This window comes from Variovorax sp. IB41 (genome assembly GCF_016405905.1).
Lineage (GTDB): Bacteria > Pseudomonadota > Gammaproteobacteria > Burkholderiales > Burkholderiaceae_C > Variovorax.
Genome location: NZ_JAEFCB010000003.1, coordinates 140,382 through 159,928 on the forward strand (window position 1 = coordinate 140,382; position 19,547 = coordinate 159,928).

Below are 19,547 nucleotides of genomic sequence, written 5' to 3' on the forward strand. Positions count from 1 at the left end.
GGCTAATGCGCCATTACCTTGCCCCACTCCTGTTCATAAGTGGTGACTAGGGTCTGATTCGACAGGCGATTCACTTCGGTCGGCACGCGCGCCATGTCGAGCGGAAAGTCGAACATCAAAGGCAGTGTCGAAGGCGAGAGGAAGCGCAGCCCCGAAGGCAGCGCATCGGGCATCCGGTAGGGCCGGCGGCTCGCGATGATGTAGCCCCATTCGCCGAAGCTGGGCACATGCGCGTGGTAGGGCGTCGCGCGCAGCCCCACCGATTCGATGGTCGTCGCCACGGTCCAGTAGCTCTTGCGCGCCACCAGCGGCGAGGTGGTCTGGATCACCGCGTAGCCGCTGGCCGACAGGCGCTTCTCCAGCAGCGAATAGAAGCTGTTGGTGTAGAGCTTGCCGATCGCGAAGTTGGTCGGATCGGGAAAGTCGACCACGATCACATCGAACATGTCGCCCGGCTGCTGCAGCCACTGGAAGGCGTCGGTGTTGACGATCTTCACCTTGGGCGACGACAGCGAATGCGCGTTGAGCGCGGCCAGCGTTTCGTGCTCGGTGAAGAGCTTGGTCATGTTCGGATCGAGTTCCACGAGCGTGACCGATTCGACCGAGGGGTACTTGAGGATCTCGCGCACCGCCATGCCGTCGCCGCCGCCGAGCACGGCGACCTTCTTCGGCGCGCCCTGTGCGGCCATCACCGGATGCACGAGCGCTTCGTGATAGCGGTACTCGTCGCGCTCGGCGAACTGCAGGTTGCCGTTCAGGAAGAGGCGATGACCCAGTTGCCCGCGCGTGACCACGATGCGCTGGTAGGGCGAGGTGGCGCTGAAGACGATGCGGTCCTGATAGAACTTGTCTTCGGCCAGCGTAGTGATGTGGTCGGCCCCGGCGAAAGCGCCGATCAGCGCGGCCAGCGCGAGAAAGCAGGCCAGCGCGTGCGCGCCGACGCGGCGCAGTTCATGGCGAAAGAGCCACAGCGCCCACACCGCCACCGCCGCGTTCATGACGCCGAACAGCAATCCGGTGCGGATCATTCCGAGCTGCGGCACGAGGATGAGCGGAAACGCCACCGACACCGCGAGCGCGCCCAGGTAGTCGAAGGTCAGCACCTGCGAGACCAGGTTCTTGAGCACGATGTTGCGCTTCAGGATGCGCATGACCAGCGGGATCTCCAGCCCCACCAGCGTGCCGACGACCATCACGAGGCCGTAGAGCAGCAGCCGGAACGCGCTCGGAACGTACGCGTTGGCCAGGAACAGGATCGCCGGCAGCGCGCCGCCGATCAGCGCCACGAGCAGTTCGATGCGAAGGAAGTGCGCCGGCAGCTGGCGGTCGAAATAGCGCGAGAACCAGGAGCCCACGCCCATCGCGAACAGGTAGGTGCCGATGATGGTGCTGAACTGCAGCACCGAATCGCCGAGCAGGTAGGAGCTCAGCGCCGCCGCGCTCAGTTCGTAGACCAGCCCGCAGGCCGCGACCACGAACACGCTGGCGAGCAGGGCGATCTCGATGGGCTGCGGCCCGCGCGCGTCGGCTGGGCGCGCGGACAGTGCCGCCTCCTCGTTCAATGGATTGCTGCGGCGACGATGATGCAGATGCCCAGGCTCATCGCGGCGACCACGAGGCCGAGCGCCACGTTCTGCTTCTCGACGATCTCGCCCCACAGGTCATAGGGCGTGATCTTGTCGATGATGAGAAAGCACAGCCAGAAGATGATCACGCCGATCAGTGCGTACACGAGCGATCCGAGGACCACGCCCGGTTTCAGCCATTCAAATCCCATGGGGACCTCCAGTCGTAGCAGTCATAAGTGAAATTGCAATGGGCGAGCGCATCTTCGTCATTTGTGGCCGCCACCGCTCGAATAGCCCCCGTACGAGCCGCCCGAGCTGCGGTAGCCGCTCGAGGAACCGCCACGGCCGCTGCAGGTGCTCAGGATGATCAAGAGGATGATGATGACGACGATGATCAGGATGATCGTGCCGCAGCCCATGCCGGACGCGGCGCTCACCGGCAACGCGTCGCCGCGCTTGAACATGTCCTTCTTGGCATCGAGCTTGAAGGCGGTCGCGACCACGCCGCTGTCCAGCTTGATGCCCGACGACCAGGTCAGCTCGTTGGCCGAGCGCTCCATCGACAGCAGCGCCGGGCCGCTGGCGAAATCGCGGTTGAAGGTCTTCTGCCCGCGCTCGACCTGCCAGTAGAACTCGCCCGCCACGTAGGTGGTCTCGGCGTTGTAGGCGTACTGCTGCTGGTAGCGCTTGCTCAGATAAGTGGCGGTGCTGCCGTTCTCGGCCATCACCGGCGCGCCGGTGGTCGGCTTGACCATGCTCCAGCCGTCCTCGGCATCGACCAGGAAACTGAAGCCGCGCTTCTGGTTGAAGAGCAGGTACTCGTCCCAGCCGAAGTGCTCGTCGTCGCCGGGCTCCACGCCCATGCGGTGCTGGAAGCCCACCACCTGCCACTGCGCGCCCTGCAACTGGCCCATGGTGCCCAGGGCGATGAGCGGTCGCACCGGCTCTTCCTGTGTCGCGTGCTTGAGTTCGCCGCCGATGCCCTGCGACAAGTCGATGATGCTGTTGCACGAACGGCAGGTGATGCTCTTGCTGTCGGCCAGGTTGACGGTGACCGGCGAGCCGCAGTTGGGGCAGTTGAAGCTGCGGCCCTTTTCGTCTTTCGCGGACTCCTCGCGCAGGCCTGCAAGTTGCAGGTCTTCCAGCTGCACCGAGCGGCCGAGGTAGGCGCTGGGCTTGGCGGTGCCGTAGTCGATGCTGAGCACCAGCCCCTTGTCGTTGCGCAGCTCGACCATCGCGAACGGCCGGCCGAGATCGGGCAGGTGCGGCAGCTCGCCCTGCGCGGAGGTGAGCGCGACCTGCTCGTTCGAGGTGACGGTGTAGCTCTGGCCGGCGAAGGCGCTGGTGGCGCCCACGCGCAGGTCGACCGGCGGCGGCGCGGTGCGCTGCAGGTCGAAGGGCAGCGCGAAGACGTAGGCGCCGTTGTCCTCGCTCAGGATGGCGGTGCGCTCGTCGTCGAGCGCGGCGATCCATTCGGTCCAGCGGCCGCCGGGGTAGGTGTATTGCAGCCGGCCGATCAGCGTGAAGGGCTTGTCCTGGATGCGGCCGATGGCAAAGAGCTGCAGCGGGCTGAAGTCGTCGAACAGCTCCGCCATCTTGCCGGTGCGCGCGAGCGTCTCGCCCTGGCGCACGACGGTGCTCTGGCAGTAGGGACAGACCGCGTGCGTCGATTGCGCCGAGCGGAATTCGACCGGCGCGCCGCAGCCGGGGCAGGGCGCGCGGTAGTAGCGTTGGTTGCCGGTTTCCTCAGCCATCACGGCCGCCGGCAGCAGATGCAGTTAAGGGGAATGCCGTGGAACCGGCTGCGCCGGGCCACAGGCATTGCCCCCTGCAAGGGGGAGGGAGAAGCGACACGAAGTGCGCGAAGCCTGGGGGTTAGACCAGCTTCTTGAGCAGTTCGGCCTTCTTGGCGTCGAACTCTTCCTGCGTAAGGATGCCCTTGGTCTTGAGCTCGCCGAGCTTCTCGAGCGTGGTCATCACGTCGACGGGGCTCACCACGGCCACGGCGGGTTGCTGCTGCGTTGCCGCGGCCTGGGCGGCCGCATTCGGGCTCAGGCCCTGGGCGAGGTTCTGCGCCAGCACCTGGCCGAGCGCCACGCCGGCGCCCAGGCCCATCGCGTCGCCGGCGATGCCGCCGCCGTTGGCCGCGCCTTCGGCGAATTTCGGAATCGCCTGCGCCGTCTGGTACTGCATGAACTTGCCCATGTCGTTGCCGACCATGCCCATGCCGATCTTCTGGTCGAGGATCTTCTGCAGCTCTTCGGGCAGCGAGACGTTCTGCACCGTGATGTTCTCGAGCTTGATGCCGATCTTCTCGAACTCGGGCACGAGCTGCGCGGCGAGCGCCTGCGCAAACTGGATCTGGTTGGCCGCGAGATCGAGGAAGGGCACGCCGCTGGACGCGATGGCATTGCTGATGTTCTGCAGCACGAGGCCGCGCAGCTGGCCGTCCAGGTCGGCCACGCTGTAGATGTCGCGCGTGCCGGAGATCTCGGTGTGGAACAGCTTGGCATCCCCGATGCGGAAGCTGTAGTTGCCGAAGGCCCGCAGGCGCACGGCGCCGAAGTCCTTGTCGCGGATGGTGATCGGCTGGGGCGTGCCCCACTTCTGGTCGACCTGCTGGCGGGTGCTGAAGAAGTAGACGTCGCTCTTGAAGGGGGACTCGAAGAGCTTGTCCCAGTTCTTCAGGTACGTGAGCACGGGCAGCGTCTGCGTCGTGAGCTTGTACATGCCGGGGCCGAACACGTCGGCCACCTTGCCTTCGTTGACGAACACGGCCACCTGCGACTCGCGAACGGTGAGCGAGGCGCCGTTCTGGATTTCCATCTCGGCCATCGGGAACCGCCAGGCCAACGTGCCATCGCCGGTCTCGGTCCACTGGATGATGTCGATGAACTGTTTCTTGATGAAATCCATCAGGGCCATGGTTGCTCCTCTACGAGTTTTTTCAGGTTTTGTCCGAGCGGTGGATATTGCCACATCGTCTTGACAGCGCCCCGTGCTTTTGGTCATGCCTCGCACCGGCCATGCGGCGTATGGCTTTACGAACCGAGGTCTACAATCGGCGCCCCCAGAAGAAGCGCCACCAGGAGCTACAGGCACATGTCCGATTCGACCCCTTCGACCTCATCGACTCCCACGCCCGAAGACAAGCGCGCCGAGCTGCGCCGTGCCGCCCTCGAGTACCACGAGTTTCCCGTCCCCGGCAAGATCGCCATCGCGGCGACCAAGCAGATGGTCAACCAGCGCGACCTGTCGCTGGCCTACTCGCCCGGCGTGGCCGCGCCCTGCGAGGAAATCGTCAAGGACCCGCTGAACGCCTTCAAGTACACCTCGCGCGGCAATCTCGTGGGCGTCATCAGCAACGGCACCGCGGTGCTCGGCCTGGGCGACATCGGCGCGCTGGCGTCCAAGCCTGTGATGGAAGGCAAGGGCGTTCTCTTCAAGAAGTTTGCCGGCGTCGACGTGTTCGACATCGAGATCGACGAGAAGGACCCGGTCAAGCTGGTGGAGATCATCGCTTCGCTGGAGCCCACCTTCGGCGCCATCAACCTGGAAGACATCAAGGCCCCGGACTGCTTCTACGTGGAGCGCGAGCTGCGCAAGCGCATGAAGATCCCTGTGTTCCACGACGACCAGCACGGCACGGCCATCACCGTGGCGGCAGCCATGGTCAACGGCCTGAAGGTGGCCGGAAAGAACATCGCCGACGTCAAGCTGGTCACCTCGGGCGCGGGCGCCGCGGCGCTGGCCTGTCTGAACCTGCTGCTCAAGGTGGGCCTCAAGCGCGAGAACGTGTTCGTCACCGACCTGGCCGGCGTGGTCTACGAAGGCCGCGAAGAGCTGATGGACGACGACAAGCGCCAGTACATGCAGAAAACCGAGCTGCGCAAGCTCGCGCAGGTGATCGTCGGTGCCGACGTGTTCCTGGGCCTCTCGGCCGGTGGCGTGCTCAAGCCCGAGATGGTCGCCAGCATGGCGGCCAAGCCGGTGATTTTCGCGCTGGCCAACCCGAACCCCGAGATCGCCCCCGAAGACGCGCACGCAGTGCGCCCCGACGTGATCATGGCCACGGGCCGTACCGACTATCCGAACCAGGTCAACAACGTCCTGTGCTTCCCGTACATCTTCCGCGGCGCGCTCGACTCCGGCGCGACCACGATCACCGACGAGATGGAAATCGCCGCGGTTCACGCGATTGCCGATCTGGCGCAGGCCGAGCAGAGCGAACGCGTGGCTGCCGCGTACGTCGGTGAAAAGCTGTCCTTCGGCCCCGAATACCTGATTCCGAAGCCCTTCGATCCGCGTCTCATGATGAAGATCGCGCCGGCGGTGGCCAAGGCGGCCGAGGAAAGCGGTGTGGCAACGCGTCCGATCAAGGACATGGATGCCTACCGCGACAAGCTGCAGAACTTCGTCTATGCCTCGGGCACGACGATGAAGCCGATCTTCGAAGCGGCCCGCCGGGCGCAGAAAAAACGCGTGGCGTACTGCGAGGGCGAGGAAGAACGCGTGCTGCGCGCCGCGCAGATCGTGGTCGACGAAGGCATCGCGCGCCCGACACTGATCGGCCGCCCGGCCGTCATCGCGCAGCGCATCGAGAAGTTCGGCCTGCGCCTGAAGGAAGAGCTGGACTACGACATCGTCAACGTCGAGCAGGACCACCGCTACCGCGATTTCTGGCAGACCTACCACCGCATGACCGAGCGCAAGGGCCAGACGGTGCAGACCGCCAAGATCGAGATGCGCCGCCGCCTCACGCTGATCGGCGCGATGCTGCTGCACAAGGACGAGGTCGACGGCATGATCTGCGGCACCTGGGGCACCACACTGATCCACCTGCACTACATCGACCAGGTGATCGGCAAGCGCCCTGGCGGCTGCGAGAGCACCCCGCAGGACGTGCCGGTGTACGCCTGCATGAACGGCCTGCTCTTGCCGGACCGCCAGGTGTTCCTGGTCGACACGCACGTCAACTACGACCCCTCGCCCGAGGAACTGGCCGAGATCACGACGATGGCGGCCGAGGAAATGATGCGCTTTGGCTTGAAGCCCAAGGCGGCGCTGCTGTCGCATTCGAACTTCGGCACCAGCAACGAGCCCAGCGCCATCAAGATGCGCAAGACGCTCGACCTGCTGCGCGTCCAGGCGCCCTGGCTCGAAGTGGACGGCGAAATGCACGGCGACGTGGCGTTGGACAGCAAGCAGCGCGCGGTCGTCATGCCGCACAGCGCGCTGGCGGGCGATGCCAATCTGTTGGTTTTTCCGAACATCGACGCGGCCAATATTTCGTACAACCTGCTCAAAACTGCAGCAGGCGGCAACATCGCCATCGGCCCGGTCCTGCTCGGCGCGGCCAAACCTGTGCACATTCTCACGGCCAGCGCGACTGTTCGGCGCATCGTGAACATGACAGCCTTGACAGTGGCCGACGCAAACGCCGAGAGATAGGCCATTCGGCGAAAGTGGACGCTGACTTAGCGGCCCACTTTCGCTTCTTGCGACTGCTCAAACTTTGGGCAGTCGCTTGCTATTTTGGCCAGCGTGGTGCACACTCGCGGGCTTGAATTTGCGGGTTAACCCCGAGGTTGAGCGCAATTCGAACCCCCCGCTCTTTTCTCTTGTGGTGTCCCATGGCGGCTTACGCCTCGATCACGTCCTCTGTCTCAAAGTTTGCGCTCACCAGCTTGATGCTGTTGGCGTTGACGACCGGGGCCGAGGCTCGCGGATGGTTCGGCGCAGGAAAAACGTCCGCTGAGGAATCGATTGCACTGACCGACCTTCCGGTACAGGGCCAGCGAACCTATCAGGCCATCTTGAACGGTGGCCCCTTCCGGTACGAAAAGGACGGCACCGTATTTGGCAATCGTGAGCGTCTTCTGCCGCCGGCACGGCGCGGCCACTACCGGGAGTACACGGTGACGACACCGGGCGCTCGCAACCGGGGTGCCCAGCGAATCATCTGCGGCGGCGAGCAGCGCACGACACCCGAGGCCTGCTGGTACACGGCAGACCACTATGCAAGTTTCAGACGGATTGCGCCATGAGCGATGAAAACGACCTGAGCGGCGCCCCCAAGCGCCCCGAAGAAATGATGATGACTATGGAAAGACCAGCGGAGATGACCTTATCCCTTCGTGCCGTACGCCCGAACATCGTGCAATCGATCCGCGCGTTCCGCGTGAACGACCTGCAGGACGCCGCCAACGCGGCCGGCCAGCACTTCCTGTACGCCAACCTGGGCAACGCCCAGACCAAGCAGGACGTGCTCGACCTGATCGCCCAGCAGTTCACCTTCCCGGCGCACTTCGGCAAGAACTTCGACGCGCTGTACGACTGCATGACCGACCCGTTGCATAAATCGGGCCCGCAGCCAGGTTTTGTCATCGTGCTCGAGCAGATCCCGGCCAACGCCAAGTTCGACAAGGAAGCGCGCGAGCAGCTGCTCGACATCTTCCGGGACGCTTCGGATTACTGGGGCGACCGCAAGGTCCCCTTCCGGTGCTTCTATTCTTTTCTGTAGCCCGTTCTGCATCTACCAGCCAAGCAGAACGGGCGAACGAGGCTCAGCCGAACGCTGAAACCCTCGATGGCATCGAAGTGAACCCCAACGCCGCCGCAACGGCCGCCGCCAGCACCGAGCCGGCCGGCGAAAAAATGCCGACCGACAAACTGGTCGACGTGTCGCCGCTGGCGCTGCGCATGAGCAGCCCCTTCAACGCGGGGTACTGGCTGGCCGCCGCTTGATTGCAGCAACCGCCTGAATGAAAAAAGCCCGTCGACGACGGGCTTTTTTCATGGGGGAACGGCCTGGGCCAGTGCGACGTATTCGGCCACCGGCACTTCCTCGGCGCGCCGCTGGGGGTCGAACGCCCCCTCGAAGCCATGCGTCTCCAGCCATTTGCCCAGCGTGTGCCGCAGGATCTTGCGGCGCTGGCTGAAGGCCACCTGCACGATCTCGCCCAGCCGCGCGGCATCGACCACCGGCGGCTGCGCCAGCGGCACCATCCGCACCACGGCGCTGTCCACGCGCGGCGGCGGATCGAAGCTCTCGGGCGGCACGAAGAGCACGTTTTGCATGTCGTAGCGCCACTGCAGCATCACGCTCAGGCGGCTGTAGTCCGACGTGGCGGGCCTGGCCACCATGCGGTCGATCACTTCCTTTTGCAGCATGAAGTGCTGGTCCGCGATCAGGTGGGCAAAGCCCAGCAGGTGGAACAGGATCGGCGTGGAGATGTTGTAGGGCAGGTTGCCCACCACGCGCAGCGGCTTCGGCGCGGCCTTGGCCGCGAGTTCGGCGAAGTCCACCTTCAGCACATCGGATTCGATGACCTCCAGCTGCGGGTGCTCGCGCAGCCGCTTGGCCAGGTCGCGGTCGAGCTCGATGACCGTCAGGCGCCCGAGCCGCTCGACCAGCGGCTGCGTGAGCGCCGCGAGCCCCGGCCCGATCTCGACCATCGCATCGCCGGGCTGCGGCGCGATCTCGTGAACGATCGCATCGATGATCCCGCCGTCGGACAGGAAATGCTGCCCGAACCGCTTCCTGGCGATGTGTGCCATCGGATCAGGACTGCGGCGGGTCGCGGTATTCCACGTAGGCGCGCGCGCGCACTTCCTGCACCCAGGTGGTGAAGGCTTCCTCGACGCGCTGTTCGCGCAGCACATTGCGCGCGGCCTCGCGCTGCTCGGTCTGCGTGAGCTTGGAATCGCGGCGCCCGACCACCTGGATCAGGTGCACGCCGAAGCGCGACACGACAGGATCGCTGATCTGGCCCGGCGACAGCCGGTCCATGGCTTCCTCGAACTCGGGCACGAACTGGCCGGGGCGCGACCAGCCGAGATCGCCGCCTTCCTTGGCGCTCGCGTCCTGCGAGTTGTCGCGCGCCAGGCCCGCGAAGTCGGCCGTGCCGGCCTGCACGCGGCGCTTGAATTCCGCCAGCTGCGCCACCGCCTGCGCCGTGGTGCGCTTGGGGTCGTTGAGCAGCAGGATGTGGCGCACCTGGGTCTGCGTGACGGTTGCGTCCAGCGAGCCGATCTGCGCCTTGGCCAGCACCTTGAGCACATGGAAGCCGGCGCTGGAGCGGACCGGGCCGGCAATGCCGTTCAGCCCCGTCGATTGCACCGCGTCGACGAACAGCGGCGGGTAGCGATCGGCGGTGCGCATGCCGATGGCGCCGCCGTTGGCGCGGTCGGGCGAATCGGAGTTCTCCCGCACCAGCTTGGCGAAGTCCTCGCCCGAACGGGCGCGATCGGCGATGCCCTGCGCCTTCTTCTGCGCGGCGGCCACCTGGGCGTCCGTGGCGTTCTCGGGGAGGGCGACGAGCACCTGCGCGAGATTGAGGTTCTGCAAGGCCGCATTCTTGGTGGTCGAGTTGCGCTGGTCGCGCAGGTACTCGTCGGCCTCGGTGTCGCTGATCTTGACCTTCGACTCGACTTCGCGGTCGCGAAGGCGCGTGAGCAGCAGCTGGTCGCGCAGGTCGTTGCGGAAGTCCGCGAGCGCGATGCCCTCGGCCGCCACGCGGCGGCGCAGCTCGACCAGGCTGATCTCGTTCTGGCGCGCCACGGTCTGTTCGGCCTGATCGATCGCCACGTCGTCGACCTTGATGCCGCCTTCCTTGGCCAGCTGCAGCTGCGCGCGCTCGGAGATCAGGCGCTCCAGCACCAGGCGCGTGAGCTCGCCGCGCGGCACGCGTTCCGCATCGGGGTTCTCCTTGAGCAGGCGCGTCACCCGCGACTGCACGTCGGTGTTGGTGATCGGCTCGGAGTTGACCAGCGCCACGATGAATTCAGCCGCCCGCTGCACGGGCGCCGCCGTCGGCGCGGCCGGGGCGCGCTGCACCGGCGGGGGCCCCAGTCGCGGACCGGCGCGCATGATGTCCGTGATGCCGCTGCCAGAGCGAAAGCCCTGCGCACCCGACGTTGCGGCCATTGCCGCAAGGCAGCCCAGGGTGATGATGGAACGGATGTGTTTCATGGCGTTGCTCAGTCAGTCGTCTCAGTCGTAATTGGTGAAGCGGCTCGGCGCCTCGCCAGGTTGGCGCAGGGGTTCGTAGCGCTGGATGTTCTGCCGCAGCGCCTGCATCGGGCTGGAGCCGATGCTGGAGAAGCCGACAAATTCGAGCTGGAACATGATGCGGGTGTTGGCCGTCACCTGGCCGGTGGTGATGCGCTGCAGCACCACGCGCCCGATCCAGCAGCAGCCGTCGTACTCGAAGCCGAGCACGCCGTCCGTGAGTTTCTTGTCCTGCAGGTCGTAGTTCAGACGGCCCACCGCGTACCAGCGCCCGCCGCCCTGGCCCTTGCCCGGGCCCAGGTTCTTGCCCTTGTCGCCCCACAGGTCGTTCAGCGGCCACTGCCAGCCCACGTCGATCGACTTGTTGCCGTCGTTCACCGCGGTGGTGTTCGGGTTGGCCAGCAGCGCGGCCTGGTACGCCGCGCTCGGCGCCTGGTAGCGGAACGCCACGCTCAGGTTGTGGTACGGCTCGGGGTTGTAGCGCGCGCTGAGCGCCGCACGGGTCGAGCGGCGCGTGTCGGGGTTGTACTGCACGAGCGCGTCGGTGCTCCACTTGGGCGTCCAGTTGATCTGGCCGCCCACGAGGAAATCGCTCGCGCGGTCGGTCACCGGCAGGCCGCCGGGGAGCACGACCTTCTGGTCGGCAAAGCGCAGCCGCTGCGCGATGCCGATGCGTGCCGCCTCGACGCCGGTGTCCGGGTCGATCAGGCGCGAACTCACGCCCAGCGTGAGTGCGTTGGTGTCCGAGATGCGGTCGTTGCCCGAGAACGCGTTCTCGGTGTAGATGGTCGCAAAGCTGAAGTCGTTGGCCGCCGAGTCGTAGTTCGGCAGCATGCTCTGGTTGCGGTACGGCGTGTAGACGTAGTACGCGCGCGGCTCCAGCGTCTGGCGGAAGGCGCGGCCGAAGTAGCTGGCGTCGCGCTCGAAGATCAGGCCGCTGTCCAGGCTGAAGGTCGGCACCGTGCGGTTGGCCGAGGTCGGGAAGAAGTACAGCGAATTCGGGTTGTAGGGCACGCCGTTGACGTACTGCACCCCGTTGATCGTGAGCTTCGGAATGTCCGACTGCGGCCGGTAGAAGCTGTACGACGTCGCATTGAGCTGCAGCTTCGGAATGACGAAGGAGCTGGGCGTAATGAACGGCCGGCTGATCGTGGCCAGCGCGAAGGCGCGGTCGCCATCGGGCTGCGACTGCTGGATGAGATCGAAACCGGGCTGGCCGCTCAGGATCGTGTTGACCCGGAAGCGCGTGTAGTCCAGGTTCAGCGAGACGTCGAAGCCGTGCCAGTCGTACTTGTTGTAGTTGGCCGTGATCTGCGGCATGCGGTCGTACGACGGCACGATGGGCGACAGGTTGTACTGCAGCGTCTGGTAGCGCAGCGCGCGGACCGCGCCGCTCCAGTCGTCCTTGCTCCAGTTGAGCGAGGCCTCGTTGGGCAGCTGGCGTTGCGCCAGCGTCGGCGTGCGCGTGAAGTCGCGCCAGTAGTCGTTGTCGCTGACCCGGTTGATGTTGATGTTGGCCGACAGCGAATCCAGGCCGAGCGCCTTGGCGTCGAAGTCCTGGTGGTGGTTCGCCCAGATGCCCCAGCGCTTGGTGCTGCCGGGCGGCGCGGTCAGGTCCTTGGCCTGGATTTCTCCATTGGCCAGCTGCTGCAGCTGCGAGGCGCGCAGCTCGTTGTAGCGCTGGCCCACCAGGCGGTCGGCCCCCATCAGGTCCAGCCGGATGCTGCCGCTGTAGTCCTTCTCCAGGTACCGGAACTCGGTGCCCAGGTTCAGGCCGCGCTTGCTCATGATCGTCGGCGTGATCGTGGCGTCGCGGTTGGGTGCGATGTTCCAGTAGTACGGCTGCGAGATCTCGATGCCGTTGGTGTTGTCCACGCCGATGGTGGGCGGCAGGAGGCCGCTCTTGCGCGCGTTGGACAGCGGAAAGCTCACGCTCGGGATCGGCGGCGTGCTGATGCCCATGAAGCTCAGGCGCGCGTTGGTGGCCACGCCCTCGTTCTCTTCGGTGTCGGTGGTGATGGTGGCCGCGGTCAGGAGCCACGCCGGCATCCAGCCCGGAAAGTCTTCGCGGCGGCAGGTGGTGTAGGTGGCGCGCCGGGCGATCGAGACGTTGGCGTCGACGAAATCGATGCGCTCCGCATCGCCGTGGCCGCCGTTCGCCAGGAACCGGTAGCGCACGTTGTTGAAGAAGCCCTCGAAGGTCTCCAGCTTGAGTTCGAGCTCGGGGCCTTCGTACACGTTGCCGCCCTGGTTGACGCGCACATTGCCCTTGGCCTTGGCGCGGTCGTCGGGCTGGTAGTACTCCAGGCGGTCGGCGGTGATGGCGACCGGGCCGCGACGCAGCGTCGCATTGCCTTCGACCACGGTCTCCAGGTCGGGGCGGCCGGACATCCGGTCGCCGGTGACCAGGCTGGGCAGCTGGCCGCGCTCGGTGGGCGGAATGACTTCGGTGAGCAGCGGGGTGCGCTTGAGCGTCAACGGGCCGTCCAGGCCGCCGGCGGGCTGTGCGAAGGCGCCGTGCGCCTGCAGGAGCGCCAGCGACAGCATGGCCAGCTTCAGCGGCGGGCTGGCGCGTCGCAGGGCAACACGTCGGCTCATCAAGCCTCCCGCCAGGCCGTTCCGAGGAAAGCCCGCGGCCCCCCCGAGGAGAGCAGCGAGCGCACAAGGTGCCAAGCGTGGGGGCTTTGGGTCGTAGGCATCGGTTCGGAACGAAAGATCGTCGGGGAGACGGCGCGGCAGGCCGGCGGGTTGCAGGGGCCGGCAGCAACCTCTGTTCGATCGGTGGCCGACCGGAGGGGGTTGCCGCGCCAGGCGGATTTGTAGAATCGATTATCCATGACAGCACCCCTGCCCCCGGCCTCATTGGCCCCACGCCCCGCCGAGGCCCTTCTCTGGACAGATCCGCAGCGCGCCGAAGTGTTCCGGGGCTGGCTGTCGGGCATCGCCGCCGCACAGCATCTTCTGCCCGACACCGTGCGCCTGGCCTCGGCCGATGCGAGCTTTCGCCGCTATTTCCGCGTCGACACGCGCATCCCCGGCACGCCGACGCGCATCGTGATGGACGCCCCGCCCGACAAGGAGAACAGCGATCCCTTCGTGCAGGTGGCCGGGCTCATGGCCGAGGCCGGCGTCACGGCGCCGCAGGTGCTCGAATGGGACCGCCCGAACGGCTTCCTGCTGCTGGACGACCTGGGCCGCCAGACCATGCTCGAGGTGATCGACCCGGCCCAGCCGGACGCCAGCCGCCCGCTCTACGACCAGGCCATCGATGCGCTCATCCGCTGGCAGCTGGCCTCCAAGCCCGGTGTGCTGCCGCCCTACGACCGGGCGCTGCTGGAGCGTGAACTGGCGCTCTTTCCCGAGTGGTACATCGGCCGCCACCGCGGCGTGGCCATCGAAGGAAAGCTTAAGGAGCGCCTGGAGCGCAGCTTCAAGCTGATCGTGGAGAGCAACCTGGCGTCGCCCAGCGTCTACGTGCACCGCGACTTCATGCCGCGCAATTTGATGATCGGCAACGGCACCGCCCTCGGCGTGCTCGACTTCCAGGACGCCGTCTACGGCCCCATCACCTACGACATCGCCAGCCTGATGCGCGACGCCTTCCTCAGCTGGGACGAGGAGTTCGTGCTCGACGTCACCGTGCGCTATTGGCAGGCGGCGCGCAAGGCGGGGCTGCCGGTGGACGAGGATTTCGGCGCTTTCTATCGCGCGGTCGAATGGATGGGCCTGCAGCGCCACCTGAAGGTCGCCGGCATCTTCGCGCGCCTCACGCTGCGCGACGGCAAGCCCCGGTACCTGGCCGACACGCCGCGCTTCATCGCCTACATCCGCGCCACCGCCAGCCGCTACATGGAGCTCACGCCGCTCGTGCGGGTGATCGACGAGGTCGAGGGCACCTCGGCGCTCACCGGCTTTGCCTACGGCCGGGTCTGAAGCGAAATTTATAAAAAACCGCCCGGGATGCCCACGCCACGGCTGCATTCCTTGCTCCACATTTCATAGCATGCCCCGTTTCCATTGCTCCGTGCCGCTGAGCGCCGGCGCCGCTTTCGCGCTGCCGCCCGGGGCCGCGCGCCACGTGCAGGTGCTGCGGATGCAGCCCGGCGATGCGCTGACCCTGTTCGACGGCGCGGGCGGCGAGTACGAGGCCACGATCGAGCGCATGGGCCGCAGCGACGTCTCGGTGACGGTCGGCGCCCACCACCCCATCGAGCGCGAGGCGGCGCGCGCGGTGCACCTGGCCGTCGGCATGCCGGCCAACGAGCGCATGGACTGGCTGGTCGAGAAGGCCACGGAGCTGGGCGTCGCGAGCATCCAGCCGCTGGCCACGGCGCACGGCGTGCTGCGTCTTTCGGGCGAGCGCGCCGAGAAGAAACGGGCGCACTGGGAAGCCATCGCCATCGCGGCGTGCGAGCAGTGCGGCCGCAATCGCGTGCCGGTGATTCATCCGGTGCGGTCGTTCTCGGGAAATTCGGGATGGATCGATGCGCAGGGCGAAGCAGGCGCCGCGGCGCGCTTCGTGCTGAGCCTGGCCGAGGGCACGCAGGACATCGCCGCGGCCGTTGCGGCGCACGCCCCCGACCACCGCGACGTGCGCGTGCTGAGCGGCCCCGAAGGCGGCCTCAGCGCCGCCGAGGAGCAGGAAGCGATCGCACGCGGCTTTGCGCCGGTCACGCTCGGCGCGCGCGTGCTGCGCGCCGAAACCGCCGCGCTCGCGGCCCTGGTGTTGCTCGGCGGCGCCTAGGGGGTGTTTTCCGCGACGCGCGCGCGGACAGGCTGCGGAAGAATGGGTACCTCACCCGTTCATCACGACCAAGAAGGACCCTCCGCCCATGTCCCGTTCGCTCCGTCTCGCGCCTTTTGCCCCTCTCTTTCTCGCCGCGCTGTGCGCCGCGAACAGCGTCCACGCCCAGAGCAACGCCGTCGCGCCCACGCCGGCGCAGGTCAGCCCTGAAGTCGACAGGACCTACACCCAGCTGATGGCCTCGCCCGCGATCCAGAAGCTGCTGGACGCGGTCAAGGCCGACCACGAGCGCGCGGTCGATGAGTTGAAGACGCTGACGGAAATCGAGGCGCCGCCCTTCAAGGAACAGAAGCGCGCCGAGGCCTTCCTCGCGCGCATGAAGGCCCTGGGCCTCGCCGACGCGAAGATCGACGCCGAAGGCAACGTCGTGGGCCTGCGCAAGGGCGTGGGCAATGGTCCGAAGCTGCTGATCTCCGCGCACCTCGATACGGTGTTCCCCGCCGGCACCGATGTGAAGGTGAAAGAGCGCGACGGCCGGCTCCATGCACCCGGCATCGCGGACGACACGCGCGGCCTCACGGTGCTGCTGTCGTGGCTCAAGGTGCTCAACGACAACAAGGTGCAGACGGCGGGCGACCTCTTGATCGTCGCCAACGTCGGGGAAGAAGAGCTGGGCAACCTGCGCGGCATCAAGGCGATCTTTCGCGACCACCTGGACATCGACGGCATGGTCGGGCTGGAGCCATCGCCCGACGGCCACGTGCTGGTGCTGGGCACCGCGAGCCATCGCTACGAGGTCAACTTCAAGGGCCCGGGCGGCCACAGCTTCGGTGCGTTCGGCCAGGTGCCCAGCGCGATCCACGGCATGGGCCGCGCGATCGCCAGGATCGCCGAGGTGCGCACGCCGAGCTTTCCCAAGACCACCTTCACCGTCGGCACCGTGGGCGGCGGCACCTCGGTCAACACTATCGCGCCGGATGCGCGCATGGCCATCGACATCCGCTCGGACGACATGGCCTCGCTGCTGGAGACCGAGAAGAAGATCCTCGCGGCCATCGACGAAGCGGTGGTGGAAGAGAACAAGCGCTGGAACGTGACCACGCTGAGCGCGAGCCACAAGCTGATCGGCGACCGTCCGGGCGGACGCACCCCGACCGACTCGGTGATCGTCGAAGCGGCCACGCGTTCGAACACCGCCTTCGGGCACAAGACGCTGCTGCGCGGCGGCAGCACCGATGCCAATGTGCCGATCTCGCTGGGCATCCCGGCCATCATCATCGGGGGCGGCGGCAAGTCCTCCGGTTCCCATGCGTTGAGTGAGTCGATCGACGTGACAGATGCATGGAAAGGCGCGCAGAATTCGCTCGTGACCGTGCTCGGGCTCGTCGGCGTGCAGGGGGTCACCCCCGCATTGCTGCCCAAACGCCCGGCACGTACCAAGTAATTTGTCACGTTGCAAGTTCGAAAGTGGGCGCTCCACTTACGGCTTGCGGTCCGTCACACGGAAAATGCGACGGTTCTGTCACACACCAAGGAAATGACCATGGGATTGCTCGATTCGGTGCTCGGTCAAGTGCTCGGAGGCGCTGGCCAACAGCAGCAACCGCAAGGCGGAGGCATCGGGGGATTGGGAGATCTCGGCGGCCTGGCCGGCGCGCTGGGTGGCCTGCTCGCCAACAACGGCGGTCAAGGCGGCCTGGGTGGCCTGGTCTCCAAGTTCGAACAGGCCGGCATGGGCGATGTCATCGGCTCGTGGATCGGCAAGGGGGACAACCAGCCGGTGTCGGGCGACCAGCTGCAAAACGCGCTCGGTGGCGACACCATCGCGAACATCGCGGCCAAGCTCGGCATCAATGCGCAAACGCTGCTGCCCATGCTCGCCACCATGCTGCCGGCCCTCATCGACCAGCTCACGCCGCATGGCAAGGTGCCCGACCAGGGCCTGGGCAACCATGACGACCTGCTGGGTTCGCTCAGCGGCTTGCTGCAAGGCAAGCAGTCCTGAACGAGGCCTGCCTCACCAGAATTCCGGCGCCCGCGAGGGCGCTTTTTTTTTGGCCGGCTCATGGCCGATCCTTGGCTGGCGCCTAGACAACGAATCCCGTAGAACCCTTGCCATGAACCGCAACCTCTGGCTCCTGGCCATCTGTCAGGGCCTCTTCCTGACCAACAACGTCACCTTCATCGCCATCAACGGGCTGGTGGGCCTGGCCATCGCGCCGCGCGGCTGGATGGCGACGCTGCCGGTGATGGGCTATGTGGTGGGCGGCGCGCTCACCACCGGGCTGGTGGCGCGCACGCAGCAACGGTTCGGGCGCCGCGGGTCGTTCCAGATCGGACTGGCGGTGGCGCTGGGCTCGGCACTGCTGTGCGCCTATGCGGCGATCTCCAGGAACTTCTGGCTGCTGTGCTTCGCGACGGTCGTGGCCGGCTACTACAACGCCAACGCCAATCTCTACCGCTTTGCCGCTGCCGAGCTCGCTGCGCCGGAATGGCGCGAGAAGGCGGTGTCGCTGGTGATGGCCGGCGGCCTGATCGGCGCGGTGGCCGGTCCCAACCTCGCGTCCGCGACGCGCGAACTCTTCGCCGTGCCGTTCGCGGGCGCCTACATCGCGCTGGCCGCGGTGGCGCTGCTCTCGATGGCGGTGATGCGCTTCATCGACTTCCCCGCGCCCCTGACCCGGCAGCAGGCCCTGGGCGGACGGCCGCTCTCCGAAATCGTGCGGCAGCCCGTGTTCATCGTCGCCGCCGCCGCGGGTGCGCTGGGCTTCGGCGTGATGAACCTGCTGATGGCCGCGACGCCGATCGCCATGCAGATCTGCAGCCTGCCGTTTTCCGACGCCGCGCTGGTGCTCGAATGGCATGTGATCGGCATGTTCGCGCCGGGGTTCTTCACCGGCCACCTGATCCGCCGCTTCGGCGCGCTCCCCGTGATGGGTGTGGGGCTCGCGCTCAACCTGGGCTGCATCGCCGTCGCGCTGTCGGGGGTGGAACTGCAGCACTTCCTCGTGGCGCTGTGCCTGCTGGGCGTGGGCTGGAATTTTCTCTTCACCGGCAGCACGACGCTCTCGCTCACGGCCTACACGGCCGAGGAGCGCGACCGGGCCCAGGGCGCGCTCAATTTCTGCGTGTTCGCAACGCTGGCGCTGACCTCGTTCGCCTCGGGCGTGCTGGTCATGACGCAAGGCTGGCAGCTGCTGAACTACGGTTCGCTGGTGCCGGTGGTGCTGACCGGCGCGGCACTGCTGTGGCTCGCGCGGACGCGGCGGCGCTCGGCCGCGGTCTGACGCGGCGCGATCAGTTCGACGGGAACCGCTGGTCGAGCCAGCGCTGCAGCGCGGCGAACACGGGCTCGGCGTCCAGCTCGTTGAAGATCTCGTGGTACAGGGTCTCGAAGCACTGCGCCTGGACCATGCCGCTGGGCGCCGCGGCAGCAGCGAATGCGCGGCTCGCGGCGGGCTTCACGAGCCGGTCGTCGCCCGCGTAGATCAGCAGCGTGGGCACCGGCCAGCGCGCTGCCGCCTGCTGCACCGTGGCGCCTTCGTAGGCGAGGAAGCGCGCGAGCCGGCTGCCGATGCGGTCGTGCGTGAGGGGATCGTCGCGGTAGGCCTGCACGACGGTGCGGTCGTGCGAGAGAAAGTTGTCGTCCAGCCCGTTGCCCACGCGCAGGTTCGGCGCGATGCGCGGGAGCACCGCGAGCAGCGCCTTCTGGAACCCGCTCAGGCCCGGGTCGAGCCCCGGCGACGAGAGCACCAGGCCATCGACCGGCCGCACGCCGCGCGCCACCAGGCTGGCCGCGACCAGCCCGCCGAGGCTGTGCCCCAGCAGCACGAGCGGCACGCCGGGGTTTTCGCGGCGCGCGTCGTCGATCACCAGCGCGAGGTCGTCGACCAATCGCAGTTCACTCGGCAGGCCGCCCCGCGCACCGGTCGATTCGCCGTGCCCGTAGTGGTCGTGCGCCCAGACAGCGAAGCCCCATTCGTGCAGCCGCTTCGCGAGGCCGTGATAGCGCCCCGAATGCTCACCCAACCCGTGGACCACAACCACCACGGCGCGGGGCGTTGCGGCAACGGGCAGCCGGCGCAGGGCGAGCGTCTCGCCATCCGGAGTGGGTAGCGCCACGCGCTGCGGCAGCGGCAGCGCGTCGCTCATTGGTGCACCCTTGGCGCTGCGCGCCTACCCGCCAAGCGGGAGCGAGCTTGCCTGGGGCGGCCCGGCGCGT

Annotated in this window: 17 protein-coding genes; 9 read left to right on the top strand and 8 right to left on the bottom strand. The window is 66.9% G+C overall.

The window, feature by feature from the left end:
- Positions 1-2: 2 nt before the first annotated feature.
- The 4 genes from JC881_RS09270 to JC881_RS09285 all read right to left on the bottom strand — a co-directional run bounded on the left by JC881_RS09270 (position 3) and on the right by JC881_RS09285 (position 4,493).
- A complete protein-coding gene (locus tag JC881_RS09270; protein ID WP_198785629.1) occupies positions 3-1,544 on the bottom strand; it encodes a polyamine aminopropyltransferase in 1,542 nt (513 codons plus the stop codon).
- 14 nt (positions 1,545-1,558) lie between these two features.
- Complete coding sequence (locus tag JC881_RS09275) at positions 1,559-1,777, bottom strand: DUF350 domain-containing protein (RefSeq protein ID WP_013544332.1); 219 nt, start codon at positions 1,775-1,777, stop codon at positions 1,559-1,561.
- 57 nt (positions 1,778-1,834) lie between these two features.
- On the bottom strand, positions 1,835-3,322 hold the full coding sequence (locus tag JC881_RS09280) for a DUF4178 domain-containing protein (RefSeq protein ID WP_198785427.1): 1,488 nt from the start codon (positions 3,320-3,322) through the stop codon (positions 1,835-1,837).
- Between the two features lie 121 nt (positions 3,323-3,443).
- Positions 3,444-4,493, bottom strand: coding sequence for an SPFH domain-containing protein (locus JC881_RS09285; protein ID WP_198785428.1), 1,050 nt, complete (start codon positions 4,491-4,493; stop codon positions 3,444-3,446).
- Between the two features lie 177 nt (positions 4,494-4,670).
- Between JC881_RS09285 and JC881_RS09290 the strand changes: the two genes are divergently transcribed.
- The 4 genes from JC881_RS09290 to JC881_RS32350 all read left to right on the top strand — a co-directional run bounded on the left by JC881_RS09290 (position 4,671) and on the right by JC881_RS32350 (position 8,315).
- Positions 4,671-7,019, top strand: a complete 2,349-nt coding sequence (locus tag JC881_RS09290; RefSeq protein ID WP_198785429.1) for an NADP-dependent malic enzyme — start codon at positions 4,671-4,673, stop codon at positions 7,017-7,019.
- Positions 7,020-7,201: 182 nt separating this feature from the next.
- Complete coding sequence (locus JC881_RS09295) at positions 7,202-7,615, top strand: ribonuclease domain-containing protein (protein WP_198785430.1); 414 nt, start codon at positions 7,202-7,204, stop codon at positions 7,613-7,615.
- A 50-nt stretch (positions 7,616-7,665) separates the two neighbouring features.
- Positions 7,666-8,091 carry a barstar family protein gene (locus tag JC881_RS09300; RefSeq protein ID WP_086011111.1) on the top strand — a complete coding sequence of 142 codons (426 nt, stop codon included), beginning with the start codon at positions 7,666-7,668 and terminating at the stop codon, positions 8,089-8,091.
- A 77-nt stretch (positions 8,092-8,168) separates the two neighbouring features.
- Entirely contained in the window at positions 8,169-8,315 is a 147-nt protein-coding gene (locus tag JC881_RS32350; protein ID WP_155403714.1) for a hypothetical protein, read from the top strand.
- Positions 8,316-8,363: 48 nt separating this feature from the next.
- Here the strand turns inward: JC881_RS32350 and rsmA are convergent, their stop codons facing one another.
- From rsmA to JC881_RS09320, 3 genes are read right to left on the bottom strand one after another with little or no spacing between them, the layout of a single operon-like run.
- Positions 8,364-9,128 carry a 16S rRNA (adenine(1518)-N(6)/adenine(1519)-N(6))-dimethyltransferase RsmA gene (rsmA, locus tag JC881_RS09310; protein ID WP_198785432.1) on the bottom strand — a complete coding sequence of 255 codons (765 nt, stop codon included), beginning with the start codon at positions 9,126-9,128 and terminating at the stop codon, positions 8,364-8,366.
- A gap of 4 nt (positions 9,129-9,132) precedes the next feature.
- Positions 9,133-10,542, bottom strand: a complete 1,410-nt coding sequence (locus JC881_RS09315) for a peptidylprolyl isomerase (RefSeq protein WP_198785433.1) — start codon at positions 10,540-10,542, stop codon at positions 9,133-9,135.
- 21 nt (positions 10,543-10,563) lie between these two features.
- Complete coding sequence (locus JC881_RS09320; RefSeq protein WP_198785434.1) at positions 10,564-13,179, bottom strand: LPS-assembly protein LptD; 2,616 nt, start codon at positions 13,177-13,179, stop codon at positions 10,564-10,566.
- Between the two features lie 237 nt (positions 13,180-13,416).
- Here JC881_RS09320 and JC881_RS09325 point away from each other — a divergent pair, with 237 nt between their 5' ends.
- The 5 genes from JC881_RS09325 (at position 13,417) to JC881_RS09345 (ending at position 18,612) form a co-directional block, all read left to right on the top strand.
- The gene (locus tag JC881_RS09325) at positions 13,417-14,514 is read left to right on the top strand and encodes an aminoglycoside phosphotransferase family protein (protein ID WP_198785435.1); all 1,098 of its coding nucleotides are present in this window, start codon (positions 13,417-13,419) and stop codon (positions 14,512-14,514) included.
- A gap of 70 nt (positions 14,515-14,584) precedes the next feature.
- Positions 14,585-15,325 (top strand): 16S rRNA (uracil(1498)-N(3))-methyltransferase, encoded by a 741-nt coding sequence (locus JC881_RS09330; protein ID WP_198785436.1) that lies wholly within the window; start codon positions 14,585-14,587, stop codon positions 15,323-15,325.
- Between the two features lie 88 nt (positions 15,326-15,413).
- Positions 15,414-16,769, top strand: a complete 1,356-nt coding sequence (locus tag JC881_RS09335; RefSeq protein ID WP_198785437.1) for a M20/M25/M40 family metallo-hydrolase — start codon at positions 15,414-15,416, stop codon at positions 16,767-16,769.
- A 99-nt stretch (positions 16,770-16,868) separates the two neighbouring features.
- Complete coding sequence (locus tag JC881_RS09340) at positions 16,869-17,330, top strand: YidB family protein (RefSeq protein WP_198785438.1); 462 nt, start codon at positions 16,869-16,871, stop codon at positions 17,328-17,330.
- Positions 17,331-17,442: 112 nt separating this feature from the next.
- The gene (locus JC881_RS09345) at positions 17,443-18,612 is read left to right on the top strand and encodes an MFS transporter (protein WP_198785439.1); all 1,170 of its coding nucleotides are present in this window, start codon (positions 17,443-17,445) and stop codon (positions 18,610-18,612) included.
- A 10-nt stretch (positions 18,613-18,622) separates the two neighbouring features.
- Here JC881_RS09345 and JC881_RS09350 read toward each other — a convergent pair whose 3' ends face one another.
- On the bottom strand, positions 18,623-19,477 hold the full coding sequence (locus JC881_RS09350) for an alpha/beta hydrolase (protein ID WP_198785440.1): 855 nt from the start codon (positions 19,475-19,477) through the stop codon (positions 18,623-18,625).
- Positions 19,478-19,547 lie beyond the last annotated feature (70 nt).

Coding starts and splice junctions, on each gene's coding strand:
- JC881_RS09275 (WP_013544332.1), bottom strand. CDS start 1,777: ATGGGATTTGAATGGCTGAAACCGGGCGTGGTCCTCGGATCGCTCGTG.
- JC881_RS09280 (WP_198785427.1), bottom strand. CDS start 3,322: ATGGCTGAGGAAACCGGCAACCAACGCTACTACCGCGCGCCCTGCCCC.
- JC881_RS09285 (WP_198785428.1), bottom strand. CDS start 4,493: ATGGCCCTGATGGATTTCATCAAGAAACAGTTCATCGACATCATCCAG.
- JC881_RS09290 (WP_198785429.1), top strand. CDS start 4,671: ATGTCCGATTCGACCCCTTCGACCTCATCGACTCCCACGCCCGAAGAC.
- JC881_RS09295 (WP_198785430.1), top strand. CDS start 7,202: ATGGCGGCTTACGCCTCGATCACGTCCTCTGTCTCAAAGTTTGCGCTC.
- JC881_RS09300 (WP_086011111.1), top strand. CDS start 7,666: ATGACTATGGAAAGACCAGCGGAGATGACCTTATCCCTTCGTGCCGTA.
- rsmA (WP_198785432.1), bottom strand. CDS start 9,128: ATGGCACACATCGCCAGGAAGCGGTTCGGGCAGCATTTCCTGTCCGAC.
- JC881_RS09315 (WP_198785433.1), bottom strand. CDS start 10,542: ATGAAACACATCCGTTCCATCATCACCCTGGGCTGCCTTGCGGCAATG.
- JC881_RS09320 (WP_198785434.1), bottom strand. CDS start 13,179: ATGAGCCGACGTGTTGCCCTGCGACGCGCCAGCCCGCCGCTGAAGCTG.
- JC881_RS09325 (WP_198785435.1), top strand. CDS start 13,417: ATGACAGCACCCCTGCCCCCGGCCTCATTGGCCCCACGCCCCGCCGAG.
- JC881_RS09330 (WP_198785436.1), top strand. CDS start 14,585: ATGCCCCGTTTCCATTGCTCCGTGCCGCTGAGCGCCGGCGCCGCTTTC.
- JC881_RS09335 (WP_198785437.1), top strand. CDS start 15,414: ATGTCCCGTTCGCTCCGTCTCGCGCCTTTTGCCCCTCTCTTTCTCGCC.
- JC881_RS09340 (WP_198785438.1), top strand. CDS start 16,869: ATGGGATTGCTCGATTCGGTGCTCGGTCAAGTGCTCGGAGGCGCTGGC.
- JC881_RS09345 (WP_198785439.1), top strand. CDS start 17,443: ATGAACCGCAACCTCTGGCTCCTGGCCATCTGTCAGGGCCTCTTCCTG.
- JC881_RS09350 (WP_198785440.1), bottom strand. CDS start 19,477: ATGAGCGACGCGCTGCCGCTGCCGCAGCGCGTGGCGCTACCCACTCCG.